This is a genomic window from Mycobacterium pseudoshottsii JCM 15466, assembly GCF_003584745.1.
Taxonomy (GTDB): domain Bacteria; phylum Actinomycetota; class Actinomycetes; order Mycobacteriales; family Mycobacteriaceae; genus Mycobacterium; species Mycobacterium marinum.
The window spans coordinates 4,328,763-4,345,862 of sequence record NZ_AP018410.1 but is presented as its reverse complement, the minus strand read 5'-3'; the positions used below and the strand labels follow the sequence as shown (position 1 = coordinate 4,345,862).

At 64.1% G+C, this 17,100-nt stretch carries 15 protein-coding genes and 1 pseudogene; 9 read left to right on the top strand and 7 right to left on the bottom strand.

The genetic code is table 11. From position 1 onward, the window contains the following. Positions 1 to 2: 2 nt before the first annotated feature. The 4 genes from MPSD_RS19715 (at position 3) to MPSD_RS19700 (ending at position 3,715) form a co-directional block, all read left to right on the top strand. Positions 3 to 1,259: a CoA transferase gene (locus MPSD_RS19715; RefSeq protein ID WP_119571743.1), complete on the top strand. Its 1,257-nt coding sequence runs from the start codon at positions 3 to 5 to the stop codon at positions 1,257 to 1,259. Continuing rightward, positions 1,229 to 2,422 carry an acyl-CoA dehydrogenase family protein gene (locus MPSD_RS19710; protein ID WP_015356657.1) on the top strand — a complete coding sequence of 398 codons (1,194 nt, stop codon included), beginning with the start codon at positions 1,229 to 1,231 and terminating at the stop codon, positions 2,420 to 2,422. Before MPSD_RS19715 ends, MPSD_RS19710 begins: the two co-directional genes overlap by 31 nt. Positions 2,423 to 2,435: 13 nt before the next feature. Continuing rightward, positions 2,436 to 3,149: a GntR family transcriptional regulator gene (locus tag MPSD_RS19705; RefSeq protein ID WP_020786580.1), complete on the top strand. Its 714-nt coding sequence runs from the start codon at positions 2,436 to 2,438 to the stop codon at positions 3,147 to 3,149. A gap of 200 nt (positions 3,150 to 3,349) precedes the next feature. Further along, complete coding sequence (locus MPSD_RS19700; RefSeq protein ID WP_036426417.1) at positions 3,350 to 3,715, top strand: hypothetical protein; 366 nt, start codon at positions 3,350 to 3,352, stop codon at positions 3,713 to 3,715. Between the two features lie 316 nt (positions 3,716 to 4,031). Here MPSD_RS19700 and MPSD_RS19695 read toward each other — a convergent pair. From MPSD_RS19695 to MPSD_RS19670, 6 genes and pseudogenes are all read right to left on the bottom strand, one after another. Continuing rightward, positions 4,032 to 5,557, bottom strand: a pseudogene (locus tag MPSD_RS19695) (class I adenylate-forming enzyme family protein). Continuing rightward, positions 5,550 to 7,148, bottom strand: coding sequence for a class I adenylate-forming enzyme family protein (locus MPSD_RS19690; RefSeq protein ID WP_020786585.1), 1,599 nt, complete (start codon positions 7,146 to 7,148; stop codon positions 5,550 to 5,552). The pseudogene MPSD_RS19695 and the gene MPSD_RS19690 overlap by 8 nt, the downstream one beginning before the upstream one ends. After that, positions 7,138 to 8,619, bottom strand: coding sequence for a class I adenylate-forming enzyme family protein (locus MPSD_RS19685; RefSeq protein ID WP_020786586.1), 1,482 nt, complete (start codon positions 8,617 to 8,619; stop codon positions 7,138 to 7,140). Before MPSD_RS19685 ends, MPSD_RS19690 begins: the two co-directional genes overlap by 11 nt. Next, positions 8,619 to 9,434 carry an enoyl-CoA hydratase/isomerase family protein gene (locus MPSD_RS19680; RefSeq protein WP_015356652.1) on the bottom strand — a complete coding sequence of 272 codons (816 nt, stop codon included), beginning with the start codon at positions 9,432 to 9,434 and terminating at the stop codon, positions 8,619 to 8,621. The genes MPSD_RS19685 and MPSD_RS19680 overlap by 1 nt, the downstream gene beginning before the upstream one ends. Continuing rightward, positions 9,425 to 10,237, bottom strand: a complete 813-nt coding sequence (locus MPSD_RS19675; protein ID WP_036451033.1) for an enoyl-CoA hydratase/isomerase family protein — start codon at positions 10,235 to 10,237, stop codon at positions 9,425 to 9,427. The genes MPSD_RS19680 and MPSD_RS19675 overlap by 10 nt, the downstream gene beginning before the upstream one ends. A 2-nt stretch (positions 10,238 to 10,239) precedes the next feature. Continuing rightward, complete coding sequence (locus MPSD_RS19670; RefSeq protein ID WP_086085493.1) at positions 10,240 to 11,064, bottom strand: enoyl-CoA hydratase-related protein; 825 nt, start codon at positions 11,062 to 11,064, stop codon at positions 10,240 to 10,242. 119 nt (positions 11,065 to 11,183) lie between these two features. Between MPSD_RS19670 and MPSD_RS19665 the strand changes: the two genes are divergently transcribed. Together MPSD_RS19665 and MPSD_RS19660 are read left to right on the top strand one after the other, a co-directional pair. Beyond that, positions 11,184 to 11,858 carry a hypothetical protein gene (locus MPSD_RS19665; protein ID WP_020786589.1) on the top strand — a complete coding sequence of 225 codons (675 nt, stop codon included), beginning with the start codon at positions 11,184 to 11,186 and terminating at the stop codon, positions 11,856 to 11,858. Next, positions 11,855 to 12,751, top strand: a complete 897-nt coding sequence (locus MPSD_RS19660; protein ID WP_086085494.1) for an enoyl-CoA hydratase/isomerase family protein — start codon at positions 11,855 to 11,857, stop codon at positions 12,749 to 12,751. The genes MPSD_RS19665 and MPSD_RS19660 overlap by 4 nt, the downstream gene beginning before the upstream one ends. 12 nt (positions 12,752 to 12,763) lie before the next feature. Here the strand turns inward: MPSD_RS19660 and MPSD_RS19655 are convergent, their stop codons facing one another. Further along, complete coding sequence (locus tag MPSD_RS19655; protein ID WP_036426419.1) at positions 12,764 to 13,567, bottom strand: TetR/AcrR family transcriptional regulator; 804 nt, start codon at positions 13,565 to 13,567, stop codon at positions 12,764 to 12,766. A gap of 953 nt (positions 13,568 to 14,520) precedes the next feature. Here MPSD_RS19655 and MPSD_RS19645 point away from each other — a divergent pair. The 3 genes from MPSD_RS19645 to MPSD_RS19635 all read left to right on the top strand — a co-directional run bounded on the left by MPSD_RS19645 (position 14,521) and on the right by MPSD_RS19635 (position 17,097). Next, entirely contained in the window at positions 14,521 to 15,165 is a 645-nt protein-coding gene (locus MPSD_RS19645; protein ID WP_020786593.1) for a hypothetical protein, read from the top strand. After that, positions 15,162 to 15,719, top strand: a complete 558-nt coding sequence (locus MPSD_RS19640; RefSeq protein ID WP_232022604.1) for a GNAT family N-acetyltransferase — start codon at positions 15,162 to 15,164, stop codon at positions 15,717 to 15,719. Before MPSD_RS19645 ends, MPSD_RS19640 begins: the two co-directional genes overlap by 4 nt. Positions 15,720 to 16,260: 541 nt before the next feature. Further along, entirely contained in the window at positions 16,261 to 17,097 is an 837-nt protein-coding gene (locus MPSD_RS19635) for an enoyl-CoA hydratase (protein ID WP_020786595.1), read from the top strand. The last annotated feature ends 3 nt before the right edge of the window (positions 17,098 to 17,100 follow it).

The following is a 17,100-nucleotide window of genomic DNA, read 5'->3' as shown; positions in this document are numbered from 1 at the left end:
CCATGCCTGGGCCGGACTTGCCGCTGAGCGGCATTAGCGTTGTAGAGGTATCCAGCTTCGTCGCGGCGCCGCTGTGCGGCATAACGCTGAGCCAGCTGGGTGCGCAGGTTATCCGCGTCGACCCGATCGGCGGTGCCTCCGATATCCGCCGCTGGCCCCTGGCGGCCAGCGGCACATCGATCTACTGGACCGGGCTGAACAAGGGCAAGCGTTCGGCCACCATCGATCTGCGCTCGGCAGCAGGACAGCGGCTGGTCCAGCGCCTCGTCCTGGAAGGCGACGGAGTCGTGGTGACCAATGCCAGCCTGCCCTGGCTCAGCCACGAAGTATTGGCCGCCACGCGTTCTGACGTCATCCATCTGCAGTTGCTGGGACGGCGAGACGGCGGTACCGGGGTGGACTACACCGTCAACGCGGCGACCGGATTCCCGCTCGTCACCGGTCCGGCCGACCATGCCGGCCCGATCAACCATGTGCTGCCCGCGTGGGACGTTAGTTGTGGGCTCTACGCCGCGCTCGCCGTGGTTGCCGCGCTGCGCCGCCGCGACCAGACCGGGGCGGGAGCGCAGATCAGTTTGGCGTTGGAGGACGTGGCGCTGGCCACGGCGGGGAACCTGGGCCTGCTGACCGAGCCGCAGGTCAACGGTACCCAGCGTGAGCGGCTGGGTAACTCCATCTACGGCCAGTACGGCCAGGACTTCGCCAGCCGCGACGGGACATCGTTCATGGTCATCACGCTGACCCGTCGGCACTTTCGCGATCTGGTCGACGTGACCGGCACCGGTCCGGCGGTAACGGCGCTGGCCGAGGCGCTGGGGGTGGACTTCGATGCCGAAGGCGATCGATACCGATACCGCAGCGTGCTCAATGGTCTGTTCGCCGCCTGGTTCGCCGATCACACGGCCGAGCAGATCGGCGCGGCATTGTCAGCCACGACTGTGCTCTTCGAGCGGTACCGAACTTTCGCGGAGGTGGCAGCCGATCCGAAAGTGACTGCCAACCCGTTGTTTTCTCAACTGAGCCAGCCCGGTGTGGGGGACTACCTTGCTCCGGGCCTGCCGACCGCTTTCGACGGGTGTCACCCCGCAGGTGCGCCCGCCCCGGCGCTCGGAGAACACACCGCCGACGTGTTGACCGAGTACCTGGGTTTGACGACGGCAGATATCGCCCGTTTGGCCAGCGCCAAGACGATCGGCGGTCCAGACGGCCAGCAAGATAGGGAGTACGCGTGGCCAAACTCGCTCAGACACTGGGCCTAACCGAACTACAGGCCGAGATTGTCGCGACGGTAAGGCAATTCGTCGACAAGGAAGTGATTCCCAACGCGTCCGAGCTGGAACGCAAGGATGCCTATCCGCACGAGATTGTCGAGCAGATGCGTTCCATCGGCCTTTTCGGCCTGATGATTCCGGAGCAGTACGGCGGGCTGGGCGAGTCGCTGCTGACCTACGCGTTGTGCGTGGAGGAGCTGGCCCGTGGCTGGATGAGCGTGTCAGGTGTGCTCAACACCCACTTCATCGTGGCCTACATGCTGCGCCAGCATGGCACCGAGGAGCAGCGGCAACGCTTTCTGCCGCGGATGGCCACCGGGGAGTCCCGCGGTGCGTTCTCGATGTCAGAGCCCGAACTGGGCTCCGATGTTGCCGCGATCCGCACCCGGGCCACGCGTGGCGCGGACGGCAACTACACCATTGACGGGCAGAAGATGTGGCTGACCAACGGTGGCAGTTCGACATTGGTAGCGGTGCTGGTGCGAACCGACGAAGGCGCTGCCCAGCCGCACCGCAACCTGACCGCATTTCTGGTCGAGAAGCCAACCGGGTTCGGGGAAGTGTTGCCGGGCCTGACAATTCCGGGAAAAATCGACAAGCTGGGCTACAAAGGCATCGATACCACCGAACTCATATTCGATGGCTATCGGGCAACCGCTGACGACATCCTCGGTGGCACCCCGGGACAGGGTTTCTTTCAGATGATGGACGGAATCGAGGTCGGTCGGGTGAACGTATCGGCGCGAGCCTGCGGGGTTGGCCTGCGCGCCTTCGAGCTGGCGGTTCGCTACGCGCAACAACGCCACACCTTCGGCAAGCCGATCGCCGAGCACCAGGCCATTTCATTCCAGTTGGCCGAGATGGCGACCAAGGTCGAGGCGGCACACCTGATGATGGTCCACGCGGCGCGGCTGAAGGACTCCGGTGAGCGCAATGACGTCGCGGCTGGAATGGCTAAATATCTTGCCAGCGAATATTGTTCGGAAGTCACCCAGCAGAGCTTCCGCATCCACGGCGGCTACGGATACTCAAAGGAGTACGAGATCGAGCGGCTGATGCGTGATGCACCATTCCTGCTCATCGGCGAGGGCACCAGCGAAATTCAGAAGTCCATCATCAGCAAGCGGCTACTGCACGAGTACCGAGAGTAGGGCTAGTAGGGCGATGACTGATCCGGAATTCGCGGCGCGGCCACAACTTTCCGACGACGTTGCGCGATACGTCCGCAAGAGGATATACGAAGGCAACTACGCCGCGGGCAAATACATACGGCTGGACCAGTTAGCGGCCGAGTTGAGGATCAGTGTCACACCGGTGCGTGAGGCGCTGTTCGCACTTCGCGCCGAAGGCCTGGTTGCCCAACAGCCGCATCGCGGCTTCGTGGTGTTGCCGCTGACCAAGCGCGACCTTGCCGATGTCGCATATGTGCAGGCTCACGTTGGCGGCGAGCTGGCGGCGCGGGCCGCGATCAACATCGGCGCCGCGCAGCTAGCTGAACTGCAGCAGATACAAGCGCAGCTTGAGGAAGCCTACGCCGCTGACGACGACGAGCGGACGGTCCGGTTGAACCACGAGTTCCACCGCGCCATCAATCTTGCTGCGGATTCTCCGCGGCTCTCCCAACTGATGTCACAGATCACCCGCTACCAACCCGAATCGGTGTTCCCCGGCATCGAGCACTGGCCCGCCCGGGCGGTCAAAGACCATCGGCGGGTGTTGGTGGCGCTGAAGAAACACGATGACAAGGCTGCCCGAACCGCGATGTCAGAACACCTCGCCTCCAGCGCAGTTCCGTTGATCGACCATCTCATCGCCCGGGGAGTGGTTGCGGAGTCGGCGCCGTCCGGGTCCGCGGCCGAGCGGGCCCGAGGGGGCTAGCGCCCGGTGCTGGCTCGGCCCCGTGGGCCGGACGGGAGGGTCACCCTTCGCGCGCCAGGCCTGCCGGTTGCTGCCCCGGTGTGGTGTTTGCTGGGTCCGGTCGAATATCCGCACCCAGTTTGGTGCGATCTGTTGTTGCCCGAGTGCGTCGGGGAATACGCTGCGTATAGGGCGGGCAACGCTACCGGGAGAGGAACACCATGGCCCTAGCGTCCTTGTCCGGCGCAACCGCCGGAATTGTTGCCTGTATGACAGCCTGCGTGTTCGCCGCACCGACCGTTGCCGATCCAGGTGATCAGATACCCGGGAATGGGGTATTTCTCGTCGGCACCGACATGCTGCCGGGCACCTACCGCACCGAGGGGTCGGCCAATCCGCTCATCTTGGTCTTCGGACGGGTATCGGAGCTTTCGACCTGCTCGTGGTCGACTCCCAGCACACCCGCGGCGAGCACCGATGACATCATCGACACCAATACCTCCATGGGGCCGATGTCGGTGGTGATCCCGCCAACGGTCGCGGCCTTTCAAACGATGAACTGCAAACTCTGGATGCGGGTCGGATAGCCCCACCCGAGCTGCGGTCAATGTTGGAGAATCGTTTTGCGCCTGCGTAGATCGCCTCGTCCGTCCAGGCGTAAGTGGTCTGCATCGGCAACGGGCCCCTGGCCGTGCGCATCACGAATCGGTGGGCCGGGTCCAACTCGAGTGGCTTTGGCATCTGCCACCGCACAGCTTTGATGTTCGCATACCACTGGGTGGCGTTGTCCGGACTGCAGCAGTGCTCGGCGACTACGGTGCGTCCCGGTCGATCACGATGTCGACGGCAACATCGACCGACGTCATTTCCGGGATCCTAGATGTCGGCCGGAGCTCGCAGGCGTCATGCGGTGTTGGCCAGCATGTCGCGCAGCCGCTGGAGATCGACCTTGCCGGTTGGGCCGCGTGGAATATCAGCGTCGTCGGCCAAGAGCAGCCACACCGTCGGAACCTTGAAGGCGCTCAGCACCTGGCCCGCCGACGTTCTGAGGTCCTCGGAGGTGAGTGCCGGGGTGCTGCACACCGCCGCTGCAGCCAGCCGTTGGCCCTGGGCGCCAGCCACGTTGGTGACGAAGGCGTTGGAGACGCCGTCGATTGTCCGCAAGGCGGTTTCGACCTCCACGGGGTAGACAGTGGCACCGCTGACCTTGAACATGTCGTCGGACCTGCCGTGGTAGAACAGGTAGCCGTTCGCGTCGAGGTGGCCGAGATCGGCGCTGCAGTAGTAACCATCAGCCGTGAAGACCTCTTCGCGGCTGCGCCGGCAGAGGCCGCGTAGCGTGTGCGGCCCCCGGATCTGGATCTGGCCTATCGTTTCCGCGGGGACTCGGGTGCCGGTCTCGGGGTCCACGATGCGGATTTCCATTCCGGGAAAAGGCTAGCCGCAGCTGCCCCACGCGGTGGGCGGCATATCGGTGTCGGCGCGGTAGCCGCAATACGGTCCGAATGCTTCTGTCATGCCGAACAACCTCGCCCGTGCCCCGGGCTGGGCACGTCGTTCGGGTGGTAGCAGTGCCTGTAGCCTGCCGGGCTGCAGAGCCGAAAGGTCAACGTCGACACTGCTTGGGTGCCGCGCGAGCGCCTCGGCCTGATCAGGCCACCCACGAAACATCGTGACGCGCTCTGCCTCCAGCAGGCGCAAGGTGTTCTCGGGGAACGGCCGCGCCTCGGTCACCAGGGTGGCTCCCGCGAGCAGCGCAGAGAGGATTCCGCCACCAAACCCGCCCACCCAGAAGAACGGCATCGGCAGATACAGCCGGGTGCCGAGGTGATGCGGCGCGCGGTCAGGCCCGATCGCACCGCGCCCAAAGCGCTTCCATGGGAATGCAGGACCCCTTTGGGGGCTCCGGTGCTGCCCGAGGTGAACATGATCACCAGGGTGTCCGCCGCGGTGACTGTTTCGGCGATCGGCTCGACCATCCGGAGTGCCCGGGCACCGGCATTGGAAGAGCTGACTTGGTCGTCCGCCCAAACCCGTTGCAACGCTGGAAGTTCGGCTCTAGGTACCGACTCGACCGCGTCGAGGTATCGGTGGCCACGGAACTCCGGCACGCTGATCAGGAACTGCACCGCGGCCGAACGAAGTTGCGATGCCAACTCGCGGGGGCGCAACAAAGTGCTCAACGGAACCAGCACCGCACCGATGCGGGTCAGCGCTATCGCGATCTGTACCCAGCGCACACCGTTGGGCATGATCAGGCCAACGCGAGTGCCCATGCCGGCACCCGCTTGGATGAATGCCGCAGCCAAATCCGATGTGGAAGAATCAAGTTCGCGGTAGCTTAGTCCACTTGCCTGATCGATCACCATGGGCTTGGCGCCGTGCCGGGCGGCCTGCGACCGCACCAGGTGGTCGATGGTGTCAGGCATCGAAGCACTTCTTCAGTTGGTGCGTATCGACCTTGCCGCTGGACAGCAGCGGGATCTCGCTGGGGGTCAAGGTGGCGAGGCGGGTCGGAATCTTGTAGGCGGACAACTCCGTCTCGAGTCGTTCGCGCAGCGCCAGCTCGTCAAGCGCTCCGACACCGTCTGCAACGACGAGCACGGCGGCCACCACCTGTTCGCGCTGGGGATCGGGGATGCTCACGACATGAGCCACCATGCCCAGCTTGGCGATCGCCCTTTCGACCTCGGCCGGCGACACGTTTGCGCCCGCGGTTTTGATCAGCGAGCTCAGACGGCCGGTGAAGTACATGTATCCGTCTTGGTCGGCCCGTACCAAGTCGCCGGTATGGAACCAGCCGTCGGCATCGAAGCATTCCTCGCGGCTACGTTTGTAGTAGCCCTGCATGACGAAGGGCCCACGAATGCACAGTTCGCCAACCTGGCCGACGTTGACGACTTCCCCGGTGCCGGGCTCGATGATGATGGTGTCGAACCCGGGTGCGGGTTTACCGAACGACCCGCGCCGGGATTCGGGCTGGTCTGACTCGTCGGCGCTGATCAGCACGATGCTGCCGGCTTCGGTCATCCCCAGCATGTTGTGCCGCAGTTCGGGATCTACCGGTCTGGCTTCGGGTGCCATGATCGGATACAGATTGCCGCGGCGCATCGATGAAAGGTCCCGTCTACCAAAGCTAGGATGGTTGGCTAGCCGTGCGACTGTGGAAGCGAAACCGTTTGTCATGGTCGGCTTTTCCCGCTCGAGCAGGTCAAGGGTGGTAGCGGCGTCGGCGTTGGAACACACCAGTATCGATCCGGCGAGCAGTGTGGCCAGCAGCCCAAAGGCGAACCCGCCGATCCAGCAGAATGGCGAGTTGCAGAACAACTTGTCGTCGGTGCCCAGTCCGCGAATGACGTTGAGATTCTGCTGATGTCTCAACAGCGCGCTGTGGGTGTGCACGACTCCCTTGGGGGCACTGGTGGTGCCCGACGTGTACACGATCGCCAGTACATCAGAGCCGTCGACGTCATCTTCCAGTGCGCGCAGCATTGTGGGGTCGATGGTCTGGCTGAGGCGGTAGACGCACTCGATACTGCGGGTTCGTCGTGGTGCCCCGCGACGATAGCTGACCCAGGCCGTCCGCAACTGCGGGATTGCCCTGGAGAATAGCCGATCTTCTCCGTCGAAGCCGGTGTCGCCAAGTAGTTGCCTCAATCGGCCCGCGTAGTCGTGGGAGCGGAATGTATCGGCGCTCAATAGGATCTGGGTGTCGCTGTCGACCAGCTGCTCGTGCAGCTCCCGGGGCGTGACGAAGGTGGAAATCGGGATGACCACCGCGCCGATTCGAGCCGCGGCGAGCATCCCGATGACGAAGTCGGAGCCGTTCGGGTAGAGCAACCCGACATGTGCTGCCTTGCCGATGCCCAGGGCGATCAGCCCGCGGGCCAGCTCCGCCGAACGCAGATCGGCCTGGGCATAGCTGATCCGGTCGCTATCGCACACCAAGAACGGGTGATCTGGGCGACAACGGGCTTGGCGGCGCAGGATCTGCGCGACCGTCGGGGAGTCAGCCGCCATGATCCGCGCGGGAACCGGCGGCACCAAAGTAATGCCGGATTGCGCCGAGGTCAGGCTTGCCCGACGCTGTTCTCGGAATTTCGGCGACGATCGAAATCTGGGTTGGGATCTCGTAGCCGGACAACCGCGTTCGCAGATACTCCACCAGCTCGGCACCGCCGATGTCGGCGGAACCGCGCAGTTCGACCATGGCAACCGGAGTTTGACCGAGGCGCTGGTCGGATCGGCCCACTACCGCGGCAGCTGCCACCGCCGGATGGCTCTCCAACGCCGCTCGCACATCGTCGGGCAGCACCTTGAAACCTCCACGAATGATCGCCTGATCGGCTCGCCCGACAATCCAGACAAAGCCATCCGCGTCGATTCGGGCGACATCGGTGGTACGCACCCACGGGGCCGAAACGCCCAACTGGGCTGGCTTGACCTCGAGTAGGCCCAGGCTAGCCCGCTCGACCGGGGCGCCCTCGGTATCGACGATCCGAAGTTGCGCACCCGGGTTGGCCCGGCCGACGCTACCGCGTTTGGTGTGCCAATATCGCGAGTGATCTGCGAGGGTCCAGCCGGCCACGCCGCCGCCGAACTCGGTTGCCGCATAAGAAGTCAGCACGAGAATGCCGTACTTCTCGGTGAACGCATCGGCATCGTCGGGGGCCAGGGGGGCGGTGCCGCAGGTGACGGTGCGGACGCTGGCGAGGTCGGCGCGGGTGAGGTCGGAGTGCAGCACCGTCCGCAACGCGGCAGGCACCAGCGATACGGTGCGGGGCCGATGTTTGCGTACCGCCGCGGCCCAGGCGTTCAGCTCGAATCGGTCCAGCAGCACAAAGGGGCGGGCTTGCGCGATGCACTGCAGCACTCGGTAGACACCGCCGATATGCACCAGCGGTGAGTTCACGATGGCAACTCCGCGTCGGGGTTCGGTGGGCGCCGGGTCGCGATCCGGGGCTGGGCCCATGACGCTGCGGGCGAGCATGTCGTAGCTCAGGTCGACCCGGTTGGGCGGACCGGTTGTGCCGCTGGTCAACATTCGCACCGCGACGTCCGCACCGGCGCCGCGGGTGGTGTGGTCGCCGGGTTCGCCGGGGTGGTCGAACAGATCCGATAGGGACACGGTGGCGCTGTCCGTCGTATTGGTCACCAGGAGCCCAAGGTCCTCGTCCGATCCGGCGATCAGCGGCAGCTCCAAAGCGGCGATGTCGGCTCTGGTGCGTTCGTCGCCGCGTGACGGGTTGATGGTGACCACGGTGGCACCGGCGAGTAGGACGCCGAGGAACGCGGCCATCTGTGCGGGACGATTACGCAACAGTATTCCGATTTCAGGGCTCGGTTGTTTGGCGGCGAGTGCGGCCACTCGCCGGGGCGCAGCGCCGAGTTGTCCCAAGGACAGCCAGGCGCGGTCGTACTCGACAGCGCGGGCGTCTGGTTGCAGGTCCAGGGTGACGGCGATGCGTTGACTCAGGGGGTGATTCGACATCAACGAGTCTTCGGTTCGCTGCCGTCAGGACGGGGCGGTAGGTCGGCCAGTTCGGCCCTGCCCAGTGGGTTGCCCAGTCGGGTGTAGATCAGCCCCTGCTCCACCGCGGCGCGGTAGGGCTTGTCCAGCGACTCCCAGATCGCTTTCACGGTGCCCTGCGTCGCGGAGGGCGGCTTGGCGGCGATCGTCGCCGCGATCTCGTGTGCCCGCTCCCACAACCGCTGTGGCGCGACCACTTCGGATACCAGACCGATCCGTAGTGCGGTTTCGGCGCCGACCCGTTCGTCGTTGCCCATCAGGGCGATTCGCAGCGTTTCGCCCAGGCCGATCCGCCGCATCAAGCCAATCGGCTCCAGCGCGCAGACCAGACCGGCCGAGACGTGCGAGTCGAAGAATGTTGCCCCTGTGGAGCAGATGACGACGTCGGACTCATTGATGAAGTAGAACGCGCCCGCGGTGCACATGCCCTGAACGGCGCACACCACGGGCTTCCACATCTTCTGCCATTTCGGGCTCAGGAACTCGCCGGGATCCTCATGGTTCCAGATATTTTTGGGTTGTCCGTACGGAGTCTTGATGTCGAGACCCGCACTGAACGCGCGGCTGCCGGCCGCCCGCAATACCACCGCGTGCACCGATTCGTCGTGTTTGATCAGGTGCCAGGCCGCTGCCATCTCTTCGCACATGGTGCGGTTGAACGCGTTGAGTTGGTCGGGCCGATGCAACGTGATGGTGGCGACGTGGTCGGTGGTGTTGACGTCGACCAGGATGGTTGTGAAGTCCGGTTTCTCGGATCGCTGCGGTGTCACTGGCATTGCCAATCCGGGTCTCGCTTCTCCGCGAAGGCTCTGGGGCCTTCGAGCGCATCCCGGGTCCGCAGTACCCGCTCGCGGAATGCCTCGGCGAGCATCTCGGCTTCGGGTAGCGGCAGGTCGATCCCTTTGAGGATGGCCAGGCGAGTACCCCGGACGGCCAGCGGGGCATTGCGGTTGACCATGTCGGCGATCTCGTGTGCCCGCTCGAGCAGCCGGTCGTGCTCGACCACCTCGCTGATCAAGCCGAGGTCGAAGGCGCGCCTTGCATCCATCCGCTCGTGCTTGCCGACCAGCGCCATCCTGAGCGCGACCGATCGCGGTAGCACTCGGGCCAGCCTTACCAGCTCACGCCCGGCCACCAGGCCGATGCTGACGTGTGGGTCGAAGAACGTTGCCGTCTCCGACGCGATGACGATGTCCGATGTAGTGACCCAGTCCAGTCCGGCGCCGCAGCAGATGCCGTTTACTGCGGTCAGTACGGGTTTGGCCATGCTGCGAAATGGCGGCGTACCTTCTTGGGGCGCCTCCCACTGTTCGTAGGTTGCCAGGTAGGGCCGCTCGTAGATCACCTTGCCGTCGCCTGGAATGGCCTTCACGTCCGCCCCGGTGCAGAAGGCGCGACCCGTGCCGGTGACGATGGTCAGCCACACCCGGTCGTCACCTTCGGCTTCGGCGTAGGCGGCTCGCAACTCGGTGATCATGTGCGGACTCAGCGCGTTGAGGGCGTGAGGTCGGTTGAGCGTGATGGTGGCGGTGTGTCCGTCGAGCTCGTAGCCGATGGTGTCGAACGCGTCGCCAGGCATGGTCATCGTCCCTCGAATTTCGGCGTGCGATGTTGCCGGAATGCGGTCAAGCCTTCTTTGAAATCGGAGGTCCGACAAGTTAGTTCGAGGTTGAACAGTTCATGTGTCATCGACTCGGTCAGGGTTGCGTGCTGGCCGTGGTTCAGGGCCTGCTTGGCAAGCCCGATCGCAACAGTCGGCCCGCGAGCCAGTCGGGTGAGCAGCTCGTCGACCGCGCTGTCGAGGTCCGTCGCATCGACGACTTGGTGGATCAAGCCCCAGTCGGCTGCCTCGGGCGCGGTCACCTGCTCGCCAAGCAGCAGCATCCGCCGGGCCCGGGCCCGGGCCAAGCCAACCAGGCGCGGCAGCAGCCAGGTAGATCCCGAGTCCGGGCTGAACCCGCGGACTACGAAAGGTTCCCAGAACGTGGCATCACTGGTGGCCACGGTGAAGTCGGCGGCGAGCGCCAGGTTGGCGCCCAGCCCGGCGGCCCACCCTTGGACACCGCACACGACCGGGAGGTGGATGGTGTGCAGGAGTTCGATGACGCGGTGCGCGGCGTGCGGAATTCGCCTTAGCAGGTCGCCGGTGCGAGGGCGTTGGGTGCCGGTGCTGGCCGCGACCCAATCGGCGCCGGCGCAGAAATCGGCACCGGCACCCCGGATCAGAATCGCACGCAGCGAGTCGTCAGTGGCGGCGCCGCCCAGCGTATCGAGCAACATCTCGATCATGTTCTGAGTCAACGAATTACGCCGTGAAGGTCGATCGAGCGTGATTCGCAGCAGGGTGCCATCGCGGCGCGATGTCACCGACCCCTCGGGCCCGGCCGAGTCGGCCTCGAGACTCACCGTCGAATCCGGCCTTTCTCCGCCATATCGTTATCCATACAGTAGGCAATACGATTGCTACACTGTATAAGTCAGCAAGGAAACATTGCTGACGGAACATCCCGGTGAAAGAGGGACGCATGGCCCAAGGCGAACCTCGGGCGGCTGCCGGTGATGCCAGGTTCGGCGAGTCGCCGCTGGCCCAGACCGTCGCCGCCGCGGGTGTCATCCGTCGCCTCACCTCGCTGTTGCTGGCGATGGAACACCCACATCCCACGGTTGATGCCATGCTCGCGCAGTGCTGCGAGTGGGAACGTGAGCTGGCCGCGGCCGCCCCGGACAATGCCGCGCGCATCGGTCCGGATGCGGACGGCAACCGCGTCTACCTCAATCACGCGACTGACATCGGCGCCTACAACCCGTGTTTTCCCGAATACAAGTTCGATCAACTCGATCCCGAGCGCGCGGCCGGCGGGGTCAATTTCCCGTTGGTCTACGAGGGCCCGCCGGGTCTGGTGCACGGCGGATTTCTTGGTGTCTTCTTCGACTGCGTCATCCAGCATCACAACTGCGTCAGTGGGCTTTCCGGCAAGACCCGCTCCCTGGCACTGACCTTCCGCAGACCTACACCAATACTGACCCACCTGCGGTTCGACATCACGAGATCGGTGACGGACCAAGGCATCTCCTCGAAGGCGTGGCTGATGGTCGATGAACAACTGCTCTGCACCGGCGAAGTCCAGACATTGGCATCGCGACCGGAAGAGTTGGCGACGTATCAATTCGGGCGACGGCGAAAGGTGTCTGGCTCATGACCGCCGCAGACGGCCCGGATGACCGTATGCAGTTCGAGGCGGAACCGGGTACGAGAATCGCGACCATCACGCTGAACAACCCCACGAGGCGCAATGCATATGACGCGGCGATGCGTGATGCCATTGTCGGCTACCTGGACCGCGTTGCCGCGGATGACGATCTCATCGTCGTCATCTTGCGTGGCACCGGCGGGGTCTTTAGCGCCGGCGCTGACATGAACAACGCCTACGGGTGGTACGGCGAGGCTGACGCCCCGGCCGCGGATCCGCCAACCCAGCGGCGCCCTAGCCAACGTCGCCGACTTACCGTGGACCGCAGGTCATTCAGCTTCTACCACAACCTCATGGGCTTTCCGAAGGTCACGGTGGGTGAGATCGCGGGCCATGCGCTGGGGGGAGGTTTCGAGATGGCCCTGATGACCGACATCTCAGTGATCGCGCGCAACGCCCGAATCGGTATGCCGGCAACGCGATTCCTGGGGCCTGCGCTGGGCAGTCTGCACATGTTCTTTCACCGGCTGGGGCCGGTGTTGGCCCGCCGGGTACTGCTCACCGGTGACATTATTGAAGCGGGTGACGTCGAACATCTTGGAATCTTCACCGACACCTGCGATTGCGGCGCCGTGGCGGCCCGAGCCCGGTATTGGGCAGAGAAGGCGGCAAAGATGCCCGCCGACGGCATCGTCATCGCCAAAGAGGCCTTTCGGCTGGTTGAGCAGACGCAGGCATACGCGGGTGAGGAAGTCGCCAGCTATCTCTTCCACGCCTTCGGCACCAACTTGCAGTTCGCGCCGGGGGAGTTCAATTTCGTCAAAACGCGGGCCGAGCACGGAACGAAGGAGGCATTCCGGCTGCGTGACGAGCACTTTCACGTGCCCGAGCCCGAGTCCTGATATCCGAAAGGTCTAACGCGTCGTAGCCTTTGCCCGGGTTCGCGGCGCTGGTGGCTTGGCCGCCTTGCGCGGCCGCGACGGGGCCGACTTGGCGGCTTTGGCCCGTTCGTCGATCAACCTGCCGGCGTGGTCGAGAATGCAATCAAGGCCGTATTCGAAGTTGGCCTCATCGGGGGTCGCGATCCGGTGTCCCTTTCCGCTGACTTGCGCAAGCAGCGGTGTGGTCAGCGGGTCGATGTTCATGGCGTCTTCGATTGCCCGCGGGCCGCTGTCGGCCGACTGGGTCTTCTCGTAAAGCCGGTGCAGCACCACTGATCCGCGCACGTGTATCGAGACCGCGGCATAGGTGTCGAAGGCGTCCTCGGGGGATAGCCCCGCCTCCACCAGATTCGCGATTGCCCGCTCCATCTCTTGCGCGCCCAGTCGGGCGGTCTTGGGACTCAGGGCTGACCTGATCAGAATCAGATCGCACAGTATTGGGTTGCCCATGAAGGTCTTACGCATCAGACGGGCGTGGTTGCGTAACGTCTCGCGCCAGTCGCTGGCCTCCACGTAGGGAGTGGCGAACACGTACTTGCTCAAGGCGCGGTCGGTCATCGCATTGAGCAGGTCGTCCTTCTTGCGGAAGTACCAGTAGATGCTGGTAACGCCGACCCCAAGATGTTTGCCCAGCATTGGCATGCTCAGGTTGTCGATCGATACCTGCTCGGCAAGCTCGAACGCGCCGCTGATGATGTCATCGGGATTGATCGAACCGCGTTCGCGTCGTTGACGTTTGTCGGCGGCTGCCCGCTTTGCCACTACCGGCACCTCCATCAATCTCCTGCGTGTGCGATCCCAAGCCGACCACCGGACGAACCTACCGGCAGTTGCACTCCGACCTGTGTATACGATGACGTGTCGTCGCCAAGCCTGACCGTCAACCTTACCGGGGGCGGGCCGATCGCTGAGGGCGACAGCTATGCGGTAATGCCAGGTGGGAGCGTCTCCGCACTGATTCGGGCGGCCTTACCTTTATTACTGTAATGCCTATCGTAGGCACTTTGGTATCCAGCGGCGCGCGGGTGAACACGATCGAGTGCGGGCGCGGTGGCGCAGTGCGCTGTGCCGGAGGTAACCAAACGACCGCTGCGGCGAAGGCGGTGCCGATCTAGTCGGGGGATTGTGGGTTTGGCTGTCGACAACCCAGTCTGACCCGAGTGCAAGGTTGCCCGCTCAGCTACCGACCCCGCGGCACCGGGACGGTGGGCTCGAGTACGGCCCGATCCGGTCGCTGGTAGGGCGCGCCAGCAGTCTCATTGTACGCAACGAGCGCGTGGTCACCGGTGAATGTACTATCGCCCAGCAGGGCCGCGTCGCCTCCAATGAGACGCCTTCCCGCGGTGTTGCGCGGGGATGATAGGGCCGAATTTCTTGTGCCGCAACGATGCAGCGGGAAGCTCATCGATATTGGTTGAGTCTTATCGCCGGTGGCGGGCGCCGGCGCAACGGCGATGTGAGGCCGTCGCGGCAGCGCATCCGTGACGAATGCCTCAGCGCGTGACAGCATCTGGTCGTTGGCCCTGGACCGCGTGGTCGTCGGCGACCGGAACAGGTTGACAACCGCGACCGCGGCAAATTCTTCGGTGGGCGACTCGCCGTAGTTCGGCTACTCTGCCCTTATACCCGCCAATGGGCGACGCACGTTTCCTGATCCGCGGATCGGGGTTGCGTCCAGATGCATTGGTACACAGGCCAGGCTGTCAGGATCTGCGAGAGGGCACCCCGAGATGGAGAAGAACCTGGGCAAGTTGCTGGACCATGCACCGGAGCAGGGCGTAGAAGAACCGTGCTGCTCGGTCCCCGATATCGGCACGATTTGGGTTCGCCGTGCGACGCGAGAAGAGCTCCCCGAGCTATATGCGTTGATCAAGCGTGAGGTGGGCGACGTCGCGAGTTTTGAAGTGCTCGAAAGTGTTTTCAATAAGAACGCTGACAGCATTTGGGCCGTCTATCGCTCGAGTGATGACACGCGCGCCGATGCAGAACTGATCGGCTCATACGCCTTCCTTCACTTGAATCAGACCGGCCTTGAGCGCCTGGAATCTGGCGCATTTGATGGACGTGATCCCGATCTAGGCCTGATCGTTGGGTCGGGAACCCAGCCCGCAGCACTTTACGTCTGGGTCATGTTGCTGACGGTGCGCGGGATTTCGCGCATCGTGACGTGGCTTTTCGTCAATGCCGCGGGTGCGGAAACCCTGAGTGCGCCGATGTTCACGACCGCCGCAACGACGGACGGCGTGAACGCGGCTCAGGGCTACGGCTTTCTGGCCCAGGGGCAGGGTGGCGTATCCGCAGGCCAGCTCTACCGGGTAGAGCGTCCCGAGCGTGCGGTGGGAGTGTCCAACTCGGTGCGAGCTGTATTGCCGTGAACTTGTCCGCCTCCGTGGTTGTCACCCATGATCGCCTGGCAGAAGCTTTTGCGATTCGTTCCGCCGTGTTCATGTCGGAGCAAGAATGTCCTTACGAGGAAGAATTTGATGGCAACGATTTCTGTGCCACTCATATTCTGGGTTTTGTCGAAGGCCGACCGGCCGGGACGATGCGCGTACGCTGGTTCGCGGAGTTCGCAAAGTTTGAACGTGTTTGCGTGCTCCCGCAGTACCGCAATTCTGACGTCGTGAACACGATGATTGAGTTGTCGTTTGATGTGGCGACCCGCAAGGGCTTCACCGCAATCTACGGCCATGCTCAGGTGCGGCTTGTGCACTTTTGGGAGAAGTTCGGGTTCAAGCCCATGCGGAAAGGGGCCAAACTTGTTTTCTCCGATCATGAATATTTGGAAATGATGTGCGAGAAACGGCCGAGGTCCGACGCCATCACGCTGGCGGGCGACCCCTATCTGTTGTTGCGGCCGGAAGGGGCGTGGGACGATCCGGGCGTGCTGGAACGGTCCGCGGCCCGGCCCGCGACCAATCCGTATTAGCCGCCACCGTGGCGTGTGCCGGGGTCCGCGCGCTAGCGCTGAGCTTTTGTGCGGGGCGAGTCCTCGGATGGAATCTATTTACGTGCAACAGAATTGACCATGGCAATGGTCGACGTGGCGTAAGGGATCCGGAAAAGTAGCCGTGAACTCGGGATTTTGGTGATGTTGCCGTGGGCTAGGCGGGGCGGATTTTGACCCCGATGAGTTCGGCAAGACGTGGGGTGGGGGTCTGGCGGTGGCCCCAAACGTCGATGGATTGGGTCGGCGCGTCAGTCGGTCACACCCCTGGCGCACGTGTGGGTTCGCTGTACTGAGGTGTCCAGGGGGCAAAGTCGATGGTCTGGCCGGGCCCGCCGAGACCGTGGGCGCCGGGGGATCGGGTTCATCGGCATGGTGGCCATAAGTTGTCCTCCGGTGCGGCACAATTCGCTGTTCCGCTGCAGGCCGGTGACCTGCGGCGGCGGTTGTAGAATGCGGTACCGATAGGTATACAGTATGCATATAGGGGTCGCGGTCGGCCGGCAGCGGTGAGGAGATGCGGATGAGCGCTGCTGATGCGCAAGGCGCAGTGCTCTACGAAGCGACGCCGGGCGGCGTCGCGATCATCACGTTCAATCGGGCCGATCGCCTCAACGCCTGGGGGCCCGACCTTGCCGCCGGGTTCTACACGGCGATCGATCGCGCTGAGGCGGATCCGGGTATCAGGGTCATCGTGCTGACCGGGCGGGGCCGTGGCTTTTGCGCGGGCGCCTATCTTGGGTCGGCGGATGCGGCGGCGGGGTACGACAAGACTATGGCGAAGGCGAAGGACGCGAACCTGGCCGATCTGGTTGGTGAACGCCCACCCCATTTCGTGACCATGCTGCGCAAGCCGGTGATCGCCGCGATCAACGGACCATGTGTGGGCATCGGCCTGACCCAGGCGCTGATGTGTGATGTCCGATTCGCCGCGGCCGGGGCAAAGTTCGCGGCGGTGTTCGCGCGGCGCGGCCTGATCGCAGAGTTCGGTATCTCCTGGATTTTGCCGCGTCTGACCAGCTGGGCGGTCGCGCTCGATCTGTTGTTGAGCGGTCGGACCTTTCTGGCCGAGGAGGCCGCCCAGCTCGGGTTGGTCAAGGAAGTCGTCACCCCCGAACAGTTGATGCCACGCGCCCTCGAGTACGCCGAAGACATCGCCCGTTACTGTTCGCCATCTTCGATGGCGGTGATCAAGCGCCAGGTCTACGGCGACGCCACCCGCGATGTCGTGGAAGCCACCTCACACGCCGAAGTGCTGCTGCGTGAAGCGATGCCGAGGCCGGATGTCATCGAGGGAATTGTCAGCTTCCTGGAGAAGCGGCCACCGCAGTTTCCGTCGCTGACCTCATCGGAACGCTGAGCG

Coding starts and splice junctions, on each gene's coding strand:
- MPSD_RS19660 (WP_086085494.1), top strand. CDS start 11,855: ATGACCGCCGCAGACGGCCCGGATGACCGTATGCAGTTCGAGGCGGAA.
- MPSD_RS19700 (WP_036426417.1), top strand. CDS start 3,350: ATGGCCCTAGCGTCCTTGTCCGGCGCAACCGCCGGAATTGTTGCCTGT.
- MPSD_RS19690 (WP_020786585.1), bottom strand. CDS start 7,148: ATGGCGGCTGACTCCCCGACGGTCGCGCAGATCCTGCGCCGCCAAGCC.
- MPSD_RS19655 (WP_036426419.1), bottom strand. CDS start 13,567: ATGGAGGTGCCGGTAGTGGCAAAGCGGGCAGCCGCCGACAAACGTCAA.
- MPSD_RS19705 (WP_020786580.1), top strand. CDS start 2,436: ATGACTGATCCGGAATTCGCGGCGCGGCCACAACTTTCCGACGACGTT.
- MPSD_RS19635 (WP_020786595.1), top strand. CDS start 16,261: ATGAGCGCTGCTGATGCGCAAGGCGCAGTGCTCTACGAAGCGACGCCG.
- MPSD_RS19680 (WP_015356652.1), bottom strand. CDS start 9,434: ATGCCAGTGACACCGCAGCGATCCGAGAAACCGGACTTCACAACCATC.
- MPSD_RS19685 (WP_020786586.1), bottom strand. CDS start 8,619: ATGTCGAATCACCCCCTGAGTCAACGCATCGCCGTCACCCTGGACCTG.
- MPSD_RS19665 (WP_020786589.1), top strand. CDS start 11,184: ATGGCCCAAGGCGAACCTCGGGCGGCTGCCGGTGATGCCAGGTTCGGC.
- MPSD_RS19715 (WP_119571743.1), top strand. CDS start 3: ATGCCTGGGCCGGACTTGCCGCTGAGCGGCATTAGCGTTGTAGAGGTA.
- MPSD_RS19675 (WP_036451033.1), bottom strand. CDS start 10,237: ATGCCTGGCGACGCGTTCGACACCATCGGCTACGAGCTCGACGGACAC.
- MPSD_RS19645 (WP_020786593.1), top strand. CDS start 14,521: ATGGAGAAGAACCTGGGCAAGTTGCTGGACCATGCACCGGAGCAGGGC.